The 14,641-nt window shown below is 64.4% G+C and carries 17 protein-coding genes and 1 pseudogene; 10 read left to right on the top strand and 8 right to left on the bottom strand.

Features of this window, described 5'->3' with window-relative positions; translation table 11 throughout:
- Window positions 1-33 precede the first annotated feature (33 nt).
- The 4 genes from IVA80_RS17015 to IVA80_RS17000 form a co-directional block, all read right to left on the bottom strand.
- Window positions 34-588 (bottom strand): dihydrofolate reductase, encoded by a 555-nt coding sequence (locus IVA80_RS17015; RefSeq protein WP_247432315.1) that lies wholly within the window; start codon window positions 586-588, stop codon window positions 34-36.
- Between the two features lie 7 nt (window positions 589-595).
- A complete protein-coding gene (locus IVA80_RS17010; RefSeq protein WP_247432312.1) occupies window positions 596-1,621 on the bottom strand; it encodes a polysaccharide deacetylase family protein in 1,026 nt (341 codons plus the stop codon).
- Window positions 1,622-1,785: 164 nt separating this feature from the next.
- On the bottom strand, window positions 1,786-2,352 hold the full coding sequence (locus tag IVA80_RS17005) for a glutathione peroxidase (RefSeq protein WP_247432309.1): 567 nt from the start codon (window positions 2,350-2,352) through the stop codon (window positions 1,786-1,788).
- Between the two features lie 85 nt (window positions 2,353-2,437).
- A complete protein-coding gene (locus IVA80_RS17000; protein ID WP_247432306.1) occupies window positions 2,438-4,048 on the bottom strand; it encodes a L,D-transpeptidase in 1,611 nt (536 codons plus the stop codon).
- 209 nt (window positions 4,049-4,257) lie between these two features.
- Between IVA80_RS17000 and IVA80_RS16995 the strand changes: the two genes are divergently transcribed.
- Window positions 4,258-4,806 (top strand): CreA family protein, encoded by a 549-nt coding sequence (locus IVA80_RS16995; RefSeq protein ID WP_247432303.1) that lies wholly within the window; start codon window positions 4,258-4,260, stop codon window positions 4,804-4,806.
- On the opposite strand, the gene IVA80_RS16990 is transcribed toward IVA80_RS16995, so the two are convergent.
- Complete coding sequence (locus IVA80_RS16990; protein WP_247432844.1) at window positions 4,796-5,017, bottom strand: hypothetical protein; 222 nt, start codon at window positions 5,015-5,017, stop codon at window positions 4,796-4,798. The genes IVA80_RS16995 and IVA80_RS16990 overlap by 11 nt on opposite strands.
- 414 nt (window positions 5,018-5,431) lie before the next feature.
- On the opposite strand from IVA80_RS16990, the gene IVA80_RS16985 reads away from it, so the two are divergent.
- Window positions 5,432-5,596, top strand: coding sequence for a hypothetical protein (locus IVA80_RS16985; protein WP_247432300.1), 165 nt, complete (start codon window positions 5,432-5,434; stop codon window positions 5,594-5,596).
- 35 nt (window positions 5,597-5,631) lie between these two features.
- Window positions 5,632-5,997: a hypothetical protein gene (locus IVA80_RS16980; RefSeq protein ID WP_247432297.1), complete on the top strand. Its 366-nt coding sequence runs from the start codon at window positions 5,632-5,634 to the stop codon at window positions 5,995-5,997.
- A gap of 3 nt (window positions 5,998-6,000) precedes the next feature.
- Here IVA80_RS16980 and IVA80_RS16975 read toward each other — a convergent pair whose 3' ends face one another.
- Complete coding sequence (locus IVA80_RS16975; protein WP_247432294.1) at window positions 6,001-6,246, bottom strand: DUF6719 family protein; 246 nt, start codon at window positions 6,244-6,246, stop codon at window positions 6,001-6,003.
- Window positions 6,247-6,312: 66 nt separating this feature from the next.
- Entirely contained in the window at window positions 6,313-7,782 is a 1,470-nt protein-coding gene (locus IVA80_RS16970; protein WP_247432291.1) for a PLP-dependent aminotransferase family protein, read from the bottom strand.
- 75 nt (window positions 7,783-7,857) lie between these two features.
- On the opposite strand from IVA80_RS16970, the gene IVA80_RS16965 reads away from it, so the two are divergent.
- The 7 genes from IVA80_RS16965 (at window position 7,858) to IVA80_RS16935 (ending at window position 14,422) form a co-directional block, all read left to right on the top strand.
- The gene (locus IVA80_RS16965; RefSeq protein WP_247432288.1) at window positions 7,858-8,583 is read left to right on the top strand and encodes a pyridoxamine 5'-phosphate oxidase family protein; all 726 of its coding nucleotides are present in this window, start codon (window positions 7,858-7,860) and stop codon (window positions 8,581-8,583) included.
- 52 nt (window positions 8,584-8,635) lie between these two features.
- Window positions 8,636-9,913, top strand: a complete 1,278-nt coding sequence (locus IVA80_RS16960) for an ArgE/DapE family deacylase (protein ID WP_247432285.1) — start codon at window positions 8,636-8,638, stop codon at window positions 9,911-9,913.
- A gap of 241 nt (window positions 9,914-10,154) precedes the next feature.
- Window positions 10,155-10,964 carry an alpha/beta hydrolase gene (locus tag IVA80_RS16955; protein ID WP_247432283.1) on the top strand — a complete coding sequence of 270 codons (810 nt, stop codon included), beginning with the start codon at window positions 10,155-10,157 and terminating at the stop codon, window positions 10,962-10,964.
- 38 nt (window positions 10,965-11,002) lie between these two features.
- Entirely contained in the window at window positions 11,003-11,842 is an 840-nt protein-coding gene (kynA, locus tag IVA80_RS16950) for a tryptophan 2,3-dioxygenase (protein ID WP_247432280.1), read from the top strand.
- Between the two features lie 8 nt (window positions 11,843-11,850).
- Window positions 11,851-13,053, top strand: a complete 1,203-nt coding sequence (gene kynU / locus IVA80_RS16945) for a kynureninase (RefSeq protein WP_247432277.1) — start codon at window positions 11,851-11,853, stop codon at window positions 13,051-13,053.
- A 187-nt stretch (window positions 13,054-13,240) separates the two neighbouring features.
- Window positions 13,241-13,642 (top strand): PaaI family thioesterase, encoded by a 402-nt coding sequence (locus IVA80_RS16940; protein ID WP_027569725.1) that lies wholly within the window; start codon window positions 13,241-13,243, stop codon window positions 13,640-13,642.
- 168 nt (window positions 13,643-13,810) lie between these two features.
- Window positions 13,811-14,422, top strand: coding sequence for a GNAT family N-acetyltransferase (locus IVA80_RS16935; RefSeq protein ID WP_247432840.1), 612 nt, complete (start codon window positions 13,811-13,813; stop codon window positions 14,420-14,422).
- A gap of 22 nt (window positions 14,423-14,444) precedes the next feature.
- Here IVA80_RS16935 and IVA80_RS16930 read toward each other — a convergent pair.
- Window positions 14,445-14,641, bottom strand: a pseudogene (locus IVA80_RS16930) (IS5/IS1182 family transposase); the annotation flags it as partial.

Here is a 14,641-nt window from a genome sequence, read left to right as displayed (position 1 = left end):
CGATGTTTTGTGGGGCGGGTAGGCCGCCGAGCGCTAACCGGTCCTGCGCCACGGCGTTACCGCGACGTCATGCGCCGCATCCAGGATGAACGGCGCGCCAGGCTTCATCCCGTGTGACGTCAGCACCTCGTGCGGCGTCTGCTCCGGCACACCGACAAAGCAGCCTTCGCCCTCGGGCAGCCGCACATGCGGGGCTTCCGAGAGCCAGAAGGTGTCGTAGCGGTCCATGAACATGTCGAACACGACAGGGCCGCCGATGATCGCCACGGTGCCGCCAGCCATATCAGCAAAAGCGCATGCTTCCTCGAAGCTCGCGTGATCCGGGTTCCACAATGTCGCCTTCGGCATCTCGGGATCGACGGTCAGCGCCTTGATCTTGCGGGTCAGGATCAGCCGCTTGCGCTTCGGCGAATTCGGCTGCTGCTCGTGCGAGTGCCGGCCGTGCACGATCAGCGCGGCGCGATCGAGCGCCTGCTCGAAGAACAGCTTGTCGCCTTCGAACTTCAGGCTGTCGGGCATGACATGGCTCGCGTCGGCAAGCATGCCCTCCGCTGAGACGATGACGTAGCCTTCGAACCGGAAAGACAATGGCCGGCTATTCGGAAACGGTCGTCACCACGGAATTGACCGGGCGCTGACTCACCGTCGGCAGCTTGACGTCCTTGAGCAGCTCCTGGTCGTATTCCGGCAGCGTCGACGCCGGGAACTTGGCGCGCATCGCCACCACCTTGTAGCCGCCGGCCTTCAGGCGCTTGAGCAGCTCCGGCAGGGCTTCCGCGGTATGCTTCTGGAAGTCGTGCATCAGGATGATGCCCTTGCCCCTGGTGTCGAGCTTCTTCATCACGGTTTCGACGACCTTCTCGGGCTTGGACGCCTTGAAATCGAAGGAGTCGATGTCGCACGAGAAGATCGCGACGTTGCGGTTGCCGAGATAAGTGACCATCTCCGGCGGATGCTGGAGCGCCGGGAAGCGGAAGAACGGCGAGGGCGAGATGCCGCCGAGTGCCCACTTCACTGCCGAGAATCCCTTCTCGATCTCTTCCTTGCGCTGCTGCTCGGTAAGCTTCTTGTTGTTGAGGTTGGCGTGCGACCAGGTGTGTGCGCCCACCGTGTGGCCAGCTGCGTAGACCTGCTTCAGGATCTCCGGCTCATAGGTCGCATGCTTGCCGATGGAGAAGAAAATGCCAGTGGTGCATTCGTCGGCCAGCGCCTTCAGCACCGCGGGCGTGTTCTTCGGCCAGGGACCATCGTCGAAGGTCAGCACCACCTCATGCTCGCGCAGGAAGTCGAGCTCCTTGAAATGCTCGAAGCCGAAGCCGGGACCGCCGGTCGTGTCGATCTCGACCGTGCGGGCGACCCCGAGTGCGCCCGGCGTGTTGCAGGCTGCGCGCGCCGGCTGCGGCGCCTGTCGCGGCGGGGGCGGATTGACGAAGCCCGCCGGGGCGGCGGCCACTGCGGGAGCGGCTGCCGGAGCCGCCGCGGGCGCGGAAGCGGCCGGTGTCGCCGCGGGGGCTGCTTGCGTGGCGGCTGCGGGCTTTGCTGCCGGGGTCTGCGACCACGCCGCGCTCGTCAACGCAACCGACATCGCGCTTGCTAAAATCAGTCCTGCCGCCACACGCATGGTGATGTCCTCGAGATTGATCCCGTTGTTCCGCCGTGGCTTTTCGCCTCCGGCAAAACCATCCTGTCCCTCATGACCCTAGCCTAGATGGTGGGCCCTCGCCATTGCAACGGCTGTTTCACGCTCCGCCACAATTGTGCCCAGCCGGATTGGAGCGAGGATCGTCAGCTATCGGCCAGCGCCCTTGCGATGGCCGTCTTGATCCGCGTGTCAGCCGGTTCGATCGCCGACGAAAAGACCTCGGTGATATAGCCGTCCCGGCCGATCAGGTATTTGTGGAAGTTCCAGCGCGGAACCTCGCGCGGGCGCACCTCTGCAGCCCATTTGTAGAACGGATGCGCCTTCGCGCCGACCACGACAGACTTGGCGGTGATCGGGAAGGTAACGCCATATTGGTGGTGCGCGGTCTGCATGGTTTCGCTCGTGCCGCCTGGCTCCTGGGCACCGAAATCGTTGGAGGGCACCCCGATCACGGTGAGCCCGCGCGCGCGAAACTCATTCCAGAGCTCTTGCAGGCCGGCATATTGCGGAGTGTAGCCGCAGAGCGAAGCGGTGTTGACGACCAGCAGCGGCTTGCCCGTGAAAGCCGCAAGGCGGAGGTCGTCGCCGGACAATGCAGGGAAGGAGAAGGCGTAGGCCGAGATCCGGCTCATGCCGCCATCGGCGAGCGCGCGTGTAGCAGACGCGGTCGTCGCCACAAGAGCGGCGAGCATGGTCCTGCGGTTCAGCATGGCAACGTACCCCGACGTGATGCACCTTACTCCGTCGGCGCGACGGGCCTGCTCAACACCGCGTTATCGGACGCGGCGAGGCGCGTCAGTACAGGCGGACGATGAAGTCGGTGCCTTCGCCGGTCTCGCCCTGGTTAATGCCTTGGTCGGAGATGATGATCGAGGCGCCCGATGTCAGCATCTCGTTGATCTTCGCCATGGTGTCGGCGGGGATCGAAACGCGGTCGAGTGCCTCGGCCGGGCTGTCCGGCGTAGCCACGGGCTTGGCGGCGACGGGGATCACGGCGGCACCACGCTCGCGGCGTGTCACCCGGCTGTCATCCTCGCGCGCGGCGGCGCGGGCGGAGACCGGCATCGACACCACCGACCAATGCAGCGCATTGGTGTCGGTCTTGTCGACCTCGGCGGTGAAGACGTGCGTGCCGAGTGGCCGGTCGCTCGCGGCGATCGTGATGGGCACCTCGAACAACGGCGCAAAGTTCTGCCGCACGTAGAGCTTGGAATCCTTGCGGCTGATGAAGACGGCAATCTGGCCCGCCCGCCTGGGCGCCTCCGGCTTTGCCGCTGGCGCGGGATCGGCAACGCGGATCTCGTCTTTCTTGGCATCAGGCGCAGGCGCTGTAGCCGTTACGGCCGCGTCCGGCTTCTTCGCGATCTCGGCTGCTTCAATCTTGGCCGGCTCTGCTGCTGCCGGCTCGGACTTTGCGGTTTCGGGCTTCGGCGCATCCGCCGGTTCGGACTTGGCGGCCTCGACCTTGCCGGCAGGCTTGTCGTCGGCGGCGATCGACGCCTTGGACGCCTCCGCGGTCTCAACAGGCGTCGCTTCCTTGTCCGATGGTGCGGCTGTTTGCTCGCGGTCCGACGCATTGCCGGTGGTCACATCCGACATCACGATGTGGCCGACCGACGCGCGGAGCTGGAGCACGCCGCCGGCGCTGGCGGTCTTCGTCTCGTCAGGTATTGCTTCGCTGATTTTGGTTTGCGGGGCGCCCTTGTCGGCCTTGTCGCCGACATTGGTCTGCGGCGCCAGGCTGGCGGCGGGCTGCGGCGGCACGCGCACCGAGGCGAGCAGGGGATGCGAGAAATTTTGCGGCGTCATCTGGCCGGGCGAGACAATCACGCGCGCGCCCATCCTGGTCCAGTTCCACATCTTCACCGCGAACGCCATTGGCATGCGGATGCAGCCGTGCGAGGCCGGATAACCCGGCAGCACGCCCGCATGCATGGCGATGCCGGACCAGGTGATCCGCTGCATGTACGGCATCGGCGCGCCGCTATAGATGTTGGAGTGATGGAATTTGTGCTTCTGGATCACGCTGAACACGCCCATCGGCGTCGAATGGCCCTTCATGCCTGTCGACACCGGGGATTCCGCAAACACGCCGCTGGTATCGTAGACCGTCACCTTCTGCCGGCCGATTGACACGACGATCACGAGCGGACCTTGCGGCTTGGTGCCGGCTTCCTTCTCAGCGGCGTTCTTGCCGGCCGCACTGCGCTTCTGTGGCTTCTGTCGGGGAATGTCGGGATGCCGCTCCTGCCGCGAGGCGTAGGACCCGTCCGAGTAATCGCTCCAGTAGTAGAACGCCGCGTCTGCCGGGCTGGTCGAGCCTATCGCACCCGCCGCCGTCAAAATGGCGACCTGCCACAGCCGGGCCGGCGTGGCGGTAAAACGGGACCAGTTCACGCTGTTCATTCCTCGAATCCACAATCCAAATCAGATGTTAGTCTCTCAAAGGGAATACGCGTTCACCAGCACGGCGGTTCTGCCGTCAGCTGCTTTTGTCCAAGACGTAGCAAAAAAGCCTCACGGAGCGGTAAACGGCGGCCGTGTCGGCTTGCCCGTCGTCTTCCTGACCGGCTGTTGCATGCCTACATTGCTGGGACTTATTACCGGAGAACTTCATGTCATCTCGTTTCCCCGGTCTTTCCGGCATCCGCTTGAAAGGCCTCGCTTTATTCCTCCTGGCCTTGACCGTGCCGGTGGCGTCCGCCCTGGCTGCCGACGAGCCGGATCTGATTTTCCGCCGCTCGACCGTGTTCAAGTGGGTCAGCCCGAATGACAAGCTCGCGACCTATGGCGTCGACGATCCCGAGGTCGAGGGCGTGGCCTGTCATTTCACGGTGCCCGAGAAGGGCGGCTTCAAGGGCTGGCTCGGGCTTGCCGAGGAGGTCTCCGATGTTTCGCTCGCCTGCCGGCAGGTTGGTCCGATCAAGTTCAAGAACAAAATGGAGCAGGGCGACGACATGTTCCGCCAACGCCGCTCGCTGTTCTTCAAAAAGATGCAAATCGTGCGCGGCTGTGACGCCAAGCGCAATGTGCTGGTCTACATGGTCTATTCGGACAAGCTGATCGAGGGCTCGCCGAAGAACTCGACTTCAACTGTGCCGATCATGCCGTGGGGACCGGCTGACGCAAACGTCCAGAAGTGCGGCGAGTTCTTCACTCAGTGACGATGGCGCGGCTGACGCGCGGTTTGGCAAGATGCGAGCCGGTCAGCCGCACGAATGTCTGCGGCGCGGCCTCGAAGCAGCGGCTCGATTGCAGCGCCATTTCGCCAGGCGACGTGGCGCTGCTGCGAACAGATCGTTGATCCCCGCGGTCCGTCCCTTGGTCCGTCCCTTGGTCCGCGCCGCGCGCCGTTGCGCGATCTTGCGCCATCATGATGGCCATCCCTCAAATGAACGCGCCCGGTACTGGTCCGGGCTTCTGGTTTCGATGGCGTGGGTCGCAGCCGACGCGCCCCCGGTTCGACGGGGTCTGCCTTCATTTGGGTTCTCTTCAGCAGAAAAACGTAAAATGCATGTGAAGCCTGGAAGGCGCTGATATGGCCGCGCCCTTGCCCAGCCCGTTTTCGTCCCTGAACGAAGCTTGCCAAACGCTTTGAGCCACGGGCGCCCCTTCTGAAATGATTGGGATTTTTTGCCGAATGTTTCGTTGCCCAGGGCGCGACGAAACAATTCTCGCGTAGACGAAACCATTTTCCGCTCTTGGCGCATCACGCGCGAAACCGCCCATGGTTATCAGCTTCACAACGACGACGGCGCACCGCCGGCCACGGAATTCGGAGACAAGACCATGCGCGCGCTCAGCTTCGTCCTTGGCTTCGGTTTTGTGCTCGCCGGCTCGTCGTTCGCGGGGGCGCCGGACGGCAATCTGCCGGGTGTCGGCACCTTCCTGTACAGCGGCTCATCGGTGACCATCACGGCGCCGCAGCCGATCGTGGTTGCCGCGCGCTTCTGATCGCTGCCAAGAAAAATCAGCCGATAAAGGCCATCATGATTGTTCGGTTCTGCGCCGCAGCGCTCGTATCCCTTCTGACGATCAGTGCCGCTCAGGCGCAGGTGCGCGCTCCCTCCAGACTACCGGATCCCCGCAGCGAGTTCGTGCGTCAGTGTGCGCCGCGGATGCACGGGCGCTGGGAGCATCCCGAGGAGGTCTGCGGCTGCCTGCATGATCACGCCGCCGCGGCCGTCGACGACCGCGATCTGCGCGAGGCGCTGTTGCGGGGCATCAGCGAGACCGGTGTGCCAACGATCGAGACTGATTGGGTGCCGGCGTCCAAGCACGGCGAGATCGGCCCCACCTTCACCAAGATTGCCAAGCCGACCTTGCAGTGTATGTTCGACCCGGCGAAGTCGTAACCATCACTTCGATTTCGGACCGTAGCGCGGCACGCAGGCACTGGTCCGCGCCACGCCCTTTTCGGTCATTTTCGCACCGCGCACTTCCTTGACCTGTCCGGCGGGGCAGGTTCCGTCATCTACTTGCACGCGCTGGCCGAGCTTGAGATCGACGATGTCCTGTTCACGGCCGATAGTGACGGCGTGCGCCGTCGTGGTGAGCGCGATGGAGATCAGGAGCGAGAGGCGGGCAGCACGGCGTAGACGCATGGCGAAAGGTCCCGGGATCGATGCCGCAATGTAGGGATCACCTGGCGATTCTGATAGTGAACTTCGTCACGCCCGCCGGGCCGATTTGCTCGCGGCGCGCATGGCGGCACGCGATTCCCGGGCGAGCTGTTTGGCGGACGCGATAAGCCCGGGAACCGGGTGCCCCGAAAATCCCAGCACGAAACCAGGCAGGGGGCTTGCGCGCGAATAGGTGTCCGCGAGCAGCCAGCCTTCCGCGCCGGCGGCCTGCTTCGCCTGTGCTGCGACCGCAAGATCGACCGACGGATCGAACCGGGCGACGAGGTGCAGCCCTTGCGACGGCACCGGCACCGACAGCGCGCCGTCGGATGCTGCTTCCAGCGTCTCGGCCAGCGCATCCCGCGCCTCGCGATAGCGTTTTCGCACGCGCTTCAGGTTCGCGGCGAACGCGCCGGAATTGAGCATGTCGGCCACCGCGCCTTCCATCAGCGTGCCGGGAAACCGGTCGAGCGCAGCGCGCGCGGCCGTCACGTCCGCAATCAGGCGCTCGGGCAGGGCGCAATAGCCGATGCGCAGGCCCGGAAACAGCGTCTTGGCGAAGGTGCCCATATAGATCACGCGCTGGAGATGATCGATGCCGGCAAGCGACATCAGCGGCGCGCCGTCATAGCGGAATTCGCTGTCGTAATCGTCCTCCAGCACGAAGGCGCCGGCCTGCCTGGCCCAGTCGAGCAACTCGAGCCGCCGCGGCATCGACATCTGCACGCCCAGCGGAAACTGATGCGACGGCGTCACATAGGCCGCGCGCGCAGTGGGTGCCGCAGTGCGGCCTTTGGCGATACGCATCCCATGCGCGTCGACTGGAACGGGCACGGCGCGATAGCCGCAATGCGCGATGGTCTTGCGTGCGGCGGGGTAACCCGGGTCCTCGCACCAGACCTGGTCGTTGGGCCTCAGGATCGCACTCAGCACGATGCGTAGCGCATGCAGCGTGCCCGATGTCAGCATGATCTGATCGGGATCGCAGCGCAGGCCGCGCGCCGACAACAGATGATCGGCGATTGCGGCACGCAACTCGCGGCTGCCGCGCGGATCGCCATAGTGCAGATGCTCAGGCCCGAACGCGCGCATGCGCCGCCCGACAAAGGCGCGGAAGCGCTGCACCGCGCGCTCGTCGATATGGGTGCAGCCGAGCGAGAACGCGCCCTGCCGCGGTGCTTCGACGACGGCCTTCGGCTTCTTCGGCTCGGCGGCGCGCGCGGGGATGCGCGCGGCAACGAACGTTCCGGAGCCAACGGTCGCGTCGGCAAAACCGTCGGCGATCAGCCGTTCATAGGCGGTGACGACGGCGTTGCGGCGGAAGCCCGCTTGCTTCGCGAGGGTCCGCGATGGCGGCAGCGGCTCGCCGGGCTTGACGAGACCGGAGACGATCATCTCGCATAGCGCCTGATACAATCGGTGCGCAACGGAGGCGCCGGCCGTGATGTGCGGACCGGTGAGGTCGAGCGCCAGCTCGGCCTTGGCGGGCGAGGGAGAATTGGTTGGAATTTTTTGCATGGAATTGGCACTATCGCAGACCAAATCGGCCGCTACAACTGCTCTGGAATTGTTCCAATCCCGACAGGAGCGGTCGTGAGCCAGACTGAGAGCCAACATTCCTATCCGACGTCAACGCGCAACCAGGTCAAGCGCCGTCACGACCGCGGCTTCTACGATCACGACACCGTTCATCGCATCCTGGATTCCTCGATGCTCTGCCACGTGTCCTACGTCATCGATGGCCAGCCCTATTGCACGCCGACCTTTTTCTGGCGCGAGGGGACAAAGCTGTATTGGCATGGGAGCAGCGCCAGTCGCATGCTGCGCAACCAGACCAAGGGCGAGCGCGTCTGTCTGACGGTCGCCCATCTCGACAGCCTGGTGCTGGCGCGCTGCGGCTTCAACCATTCCGCCGATTACCGCGCCGTGATGGCGTTCGGTTCCGCCTATCTCGTCACCGATCCCGAGGAGAAGGAGCGGGCAGTGATCGCGATGGTCGATCGCTTCTTCCCGGACCGCACCGCGAGCCTGCGTCAGAGCAACACGCAGGAGATCAAGGCGACCTCCTTCATCGCGATGGAGATCGAGGAGGCCTCGGCCAAAGTCCGCGCCAAGGGTGTCGCCGATGACGACGAAGACTACGCGTTGCCGATCTATGCCGAGCGCATTCCGGTCCGTACCGTGCTCGGCGCGCCCGAGCCTTGCCCGCGCCTGCTCGACGGCGTGAGCCGGCCTGCGACGCTGGACGGCTATTCGGAAGGCCGGCTGCTCGAAGATGCATTGCGGGATGCTTATTTTGTGGAGTACCCGAACGGCTGAAATCGGCTAGCTTGCGCGCTCCCTGGACTATTCGAATGCCTGGAGTTGCCTGATGAATACCGAAACACAGCAGAGGATTCTTGACGCCGTCGACGCCGGCTTCGAGGCCCAGCTTGCGACCACACGCGATTTCGTCGCGATCCCTTCGACCCGCGGGGCGGAAGGGCCGTGCCAGGACATGATCGGCGACCTCCTGCGCGCGCGCGGCTATGAGGTCGACGACTGGCACATCAACGTCGACGATCTCAAGGATCTGCGCGGCTTCGGCCCGATCGAGCACGACTTTTCGAAGGCGCGCTCGGTGGTGGGTACCTACCGTCCGCAGACGAACGGCGGCAAATCGCTGATCCTTCAGGGACACTGCGACGTCGTGCCCGCGGGGCCGCTGGAACTGTGGGACACCCCGCCATTTTCGCCCGTCATCAAGGACGGCAAGATGTTCGGCCGCGGGGCCTGCGACATGAAGTCCGGCACGATCGGCGCGCTCTATGCGCTCGATGCGATCAAGGCCGCGGGCCTCAAGCCGACGGCGCGGATCCACGTCCAGTCGGTGATCGAGGAGGAGAGCACCGGCGTCGGCGCGCTCTCGACATTGCAGCGCGGCTATCGTGCGGACGCCTGCTTCATCCCGGAGCCGACCGGCGGCAAGATGGTGCGCTCGCAGGTCGGCGTGATCTGGTTTCGCCTGCGCGTGAAGGGCCATCCTACCCACGTTGCCTTCGCCGGCTCCGGCGCGAACGCAATCATGGCGGCCTATCATCTGATCCAGGCGCTGCAAAAACTCGAGATCGAGTGGAACGAGCGCGCGAAAACTGATCGGCACTTCAAGACGCTGAACCATCCCATCAACTTCAACCCCGGCATTATCAAGGGCGGCGACTGGGCCTCGAGCGTGCCGGCCTGGTGCGACGTCGATTGCCGGATCGCAGTGTTGCCGGGCTGGTCGATCGCCGACCACCAGAAGGAAATCATGGCCTGCGTTGCGGCTGCCGCGCGCAACCACCGCTTTCTCGCCAACAATCCACCAGAGATCGAATGGTCGGGCTTTTTGTCGGAAGGCTATGAACTGACGGATGCCGCCGCGCCGGAGGCCGCGTTCGGCAAGGCGTTCGATAAGGTCTATGGGGGCGCAGTCGAAGACCTCGTCTTCACTGCGCTCACCGACACCCGCTTCTACGGCCTCAACCACGGTATCCCGAGCCTCTGCTTCGGCGCGAGCGGCGGCGAGATGCACGGCTTCAACGAATATGTCGATCTGGACTCGCTGAAGAAGTCGACCAAGGCGATGGCGCTGTTCATCGCGGATTGGTGCGGGGTGGAGAAGGCGTAGGCCGCAATCCGTAGGGTGGGCAAAGGCGCTATTGCGCCATGCCCACCATCTTTCGCAGTTCGCGCTCTGCATGGTGGGCATGCTTTGCTTTGCCTACCCTACGGCGTTTCGGTCAGGGCAACTCGGTGCCCCGAAACAGGCGCATCCAAATACTTTAAGCTTAAAATAAAGACTAGGATGCCGGCCGCGCCGGTGGCAGACTGGCGGCCGGTTCGTGGGGGCTGAGTCCTTGGGAGTTGCGATGCGCGATTGGGATGATGCTTATGCCAATTCGGCCCATATCCCGGGCTCGGACAAGATGCCGGCGCAATGGGCGGAGCGGGCGGCGGCTTACCGCGCCGGGCTGAAGGATTTCCGTCCAGACATCGCTTATGGCTCGGGTGGGCGCCAGCGCCTCGATCTCATCCTGCCCGATGGCGACAGCAAGGGCCTCGTCGTCTTCGTGCACGGCGGCTACTGGATGCGCTTCGACAAGTCGATATGGACTGATCTTGCCGAAGGCGCGCGGCATCACGGCTGGACCGTGGCGCTGCCGAGCTACACGCTGACGCCCGCGGCGCGCATTTCGGACATCACCGCTGAGATCACTGCCGCCATCGCCAAGGCGGCCTCGCTCGTCACAGGCCCGATCCGGCTCGCCGGCCACTCCGCCGGCGGCCATCTCGTCATGCGCATGCTCTGTGACGACAGCGGGCTCGAGCCCGCCGTCTACAATCGCATCGCCGGAACGCTCTCGATCAGCGGCCTCCACGATCTGCGCCCGCTCTTGAAGACAAAGATGAATGAGACGCTGCGCATGACCATGGAGGAGGCGACGCTCGAAAGCGCGGCGCTGCATCTGCCGCGCGGGTATTCGCCTCTGACCGCATGGGTGGGCGGCGGCGAGCGGCCGGAATTCATCCGCCAGTCCGACCTGATGGCCAATGTCTGGACCGGTTTCGACGTGCCGACGCGCCTCGTCGTCGATCCCGGGCTGAACCATTTCACCGTGATCGACGGGCTGAAGGATCCGTCGTCGCCGATCACGGCGCGCCTGGTCGGTCTCGACTGAACCGTGGCCAAAAGGATGATCGATCGAGAGGGCCTGTCATGACGTCCAGCGATTACGATCCTGCAAGCGAAGGCGCCGAGACCGATTTCGCCCGGCGCATGTCCTACGGCAACTATCTGGCGCTGGATGCGATCCTCGGCGCGCAGCATCCGCTGTCGAAAGCGCATGACGAGATGCTGTTCATCATCCAGCATCAGACCACCGAGTTGTGGATGCGGCTTGCCATCCACGAGCTCAGCGCCGCGCGCCGCGCAATCTCGCGGGACGAGGTGCAGCCTGCGATGAAGATGCTGGCGCGGATGTCGCGCATTTTCGAGCAGCTCAACGGCGCCTGGGATGTGCTGCGCACGATGACGCCCAGCGAGTACACGCGCTTCCGCTCGCAGCTTGGCCAGTCCTCGGGCTTCCAGTCGCGTCAGTACAGGCTGATCGAATTTCTGCTCGGCAACCGCAACCATGCCATGCTCAAGCCGCACGCGCACGATGTGGAAACGACCACGCTGCTCGAAGCCGAGCTTGCGACGCCAAGCCTGTACGACGAGGTGCTGCGGCTGGCCGACCGCAGCGGGCTCAAGATGCCTGCGGCCGTGCTGGCGCGCGACGTTCGCGAGACCCACAGCTTCAACGAGGGCGTGCTGCAGGCCTGGCGTATTGTCTACGAGGCGCCGGCGACGCACTGGATGCTCTACGAGCTTGCCGAGAAGCTGGTCGATTTCGAGGACTACTTCCGCCGCTGGCGCTTCAACCATGTCACGACGGTCGAGCGCGTCATCGGCTTCAAGCGTGGCACCGGCGGCACCGGCGGCGTCAGCTATCTCAAGCGCATGCTGGAGGTCGAGCTGTTCCCCGAACTCTGGCGCGTGCGCACGGTTCTGTAGAGATGCCTATGACCAAGCTTCGTGTCTATGACGACACCAGGGCCTTGTTTCATTTGCCCGATGGCGTGATCTATCTTGACGGCAATTCGCTCGGCGCGCTGCCGCTTGGCGTTGTCGAGCGCGTCAACCGCGTCATCACCGCCGAATGGGGCAACGAGCTGATCCGCGCCTGGAACAGTGCGGACTGGTATGTCCAGCCGCGCCGTGTCGGCGATCGCATCGCGCGCCTGATCGGCGCGGAAGCCGGCTCCGTGATGGTCGGAGATACGCTGTCGCTCAAAGTCTATCAGGCACTTGCCGCCGCGCTCGACATGAACGCGTCGCGCAAGGTCGTTCTGTCCGACACCGGAAACTTTCCGACCGATCTCTACATGGCCGAGGGCCTGATCGCGACGCTCGGCCGCGGCCATCAATTGCGCCTGGTAGCGCCGGAGGCGATCGAGGCCGCGCTGTCGGAGGAGGTCGCTGTCCTCTACATCACCGAGGTCGACTACCGCACCGGACGGCGCCACGACATGGCGAAGCTGACGGCGAAGGCGCATGCGCTCGGCATCGTCACTGTCTGGGACCTCGCGCATTCGGCCGGCGCGCTGCCGGTCGATCTGGCTGGCTGCGGTGCCGATTTCGCCGCCGGCTGCACCTACAAATACCTCAACGCCGGCCCCGGCGCGCCGGCCTTCCTCTATGTCGCGCCGCGCCATGCCGACAGCGCGCGCGCTGCTCTGTCCGGCTGGATGGGCCACGCAAAACCGTTTGCGTTCGAACTCGCCTATGCGGCTGCAGGCGGCGTCGAGCGCATGCGCGTCGGCACCCCGCCGGTGCTGGCAATGGCGGCGCTGGAGGCCTCGCTCGACATCTGGGACAGGGTCGACATCGCGGAGGTCCGCGCGCGCTCGCTGGCGATCGGCGATCTCCTGATCGCCGAGGTCGAACGCCGCTGCCCGGAGCTCAAGCTCGTCACCCCGCGCGCGCACGAGCGTCGCGGTTCACAAGTCTCCTTCGCCTTCGACGGCGGCTACGCCGCCATGCAGGCGCTGATTGCTGGAGGCGTCATCGGCGATTTCCGCGCACCCGACATCATGAGGTTCGGGATTACGCCGCTGTATATTGGGGAGAGCGAAGTGCTGAAGGCGGCCGGGATCATCGAGGAGGTGATCGTAGGGGAGGTGTGGCGACGGCCGGAGTACCAAGTCGTGAATGCGGTGACGTGAGGAGGGGCGTCTCTCCAGGCGTCATTGCGAGGAGCCCTTGCGACGAAACACCGGCGACTTGATCTCGACGATGCGGCCATCGCGTACGGCCGGATGACCGATGTCAGCAGGCCATTACCTCGGACGTCATTGCTTTGCCGCGCGAAGCAATTCACGCTGAGACAACAATGAATTGAGAGGAGATCCGATGACGCCGCTGGAGAAACTCAAAGCGATGAAGATGCCGTTTGCCGAACTCAAGGGTGTCGAGTTCGTCGAGGCCGGGAAGGACCGCGTGGTGGCGCGGATGACGGTCAGGCCCGATCTCTGCACGCTCCACCACACCATCCACGGCGGCGCGGTGATGGCGCTCGCGGATTCCGTTGGCGCGGCGGCGACCGTGATCAACCTGCCGGAGGACGCCAAGGGCACCACGACGCTGGAGAGCAAGACCAACTTCATCGGCGGGGCGAAGGAGGGAACTACGGTCATCGCCACCGCGACACCGGTCCATCGGGGACGGCGGACCCAAGTCTGGACCACCCGGTTGGAGACCGAGGACGGCAAGCTGGTCGCCGTGGTGACCCAGACGCAGCTCGTCCTCGTATGAATACGGGACCTTGATTTCGTTAACGAATTGGTCGCTTCCGGTGCCCGAAACTTCATCAGGTTCCCGTCTTGAAAAATTTGCTGCGATGCACAATATAGGAGGCCTAGGGATTCGAACGCCTCCTCGAGGGACACCAAGAGGAGTTTTGACTTGTCACTCAAAGCAGATTTGGCACTTGAAGACACCGTCCGCACGCCTCCCGTTCCGGGCTATGTGCGGACCCTGAGCCAGCAGGAAGAATTGCCGCTTTTGCGCGATCACCTGCTAAGGCTCGATGCCGAGAGCCGGCACGACCGTTTCAACGGCTTTCTCGACGACAGTTTTATCGAGCGATACGCCGCCCGCTGCGCCGAGGACGGTACCGTGATCGTCGCCTATATCGTCGACGGCGTGGTCCGCGGTGCGGCCGAGCTGCATCCGCCGGAGCACGATTCGCTGCCCGAGGTTGCCTTCAGCGTGGAAGCCTTGGCGCGCCGCCAGAACGTCGGCACCGTACTGTTCGGCCGGCTGATCGCGGAAGCGCGCTGGAAGGGCCACAAGCGCCTGCGCATCACCACCGGCGCGGAAAATCACGCCATGCGCGCGCTGGCTAGGAAGTTCGGGGCGCATTTGCAGTTCCGGCACGGTGAATCGACCGGCACGATCGATTTAGCCAAGACGCCTGAAGCCGAGCTCGCCGAGCTCGCAGCGGCACCGTTCACCGCCAGCCGCGCCTTGCTCAGCTTCAACTCGACCTGCTGGAAGCTCATCTCCAGCATGTACGGCAGCCGCGCCGCCTAGTCGTCCGTGAAGAACGCCGGTTTTAAGCCGGAGCGGGTTGAATCGTTGCCATAAGGGCGAGGAGTATCTGGCACAACAAAAGCCTGAGCCAGCGGATCAGGCGGCGGAAGTTGTAGCCGGCAGCTGCGAGGATGGCGTTGGCAGCGTCGCCTTGGCGGTACCAGAGATAGTTTCGGCCCATTCGATGCTCGGCTTTGAGATGGCCGATCACGGGTTCGA

The organism is Bradyrhizobium sp. 139 (assembly GCF_023074175.1).
Taxonomy (GTDB): Bacteria; Pseudomonadota; Alphaproteobacteria; order Rhizobiales; family Xanthobacteraceae; genus Bradyrhizobium.
The sequence above is the reverse complement of the archived record's forward strand: the minus strand, read 5'-3'. Positions and strand labels throughout refer to the sequence as shown.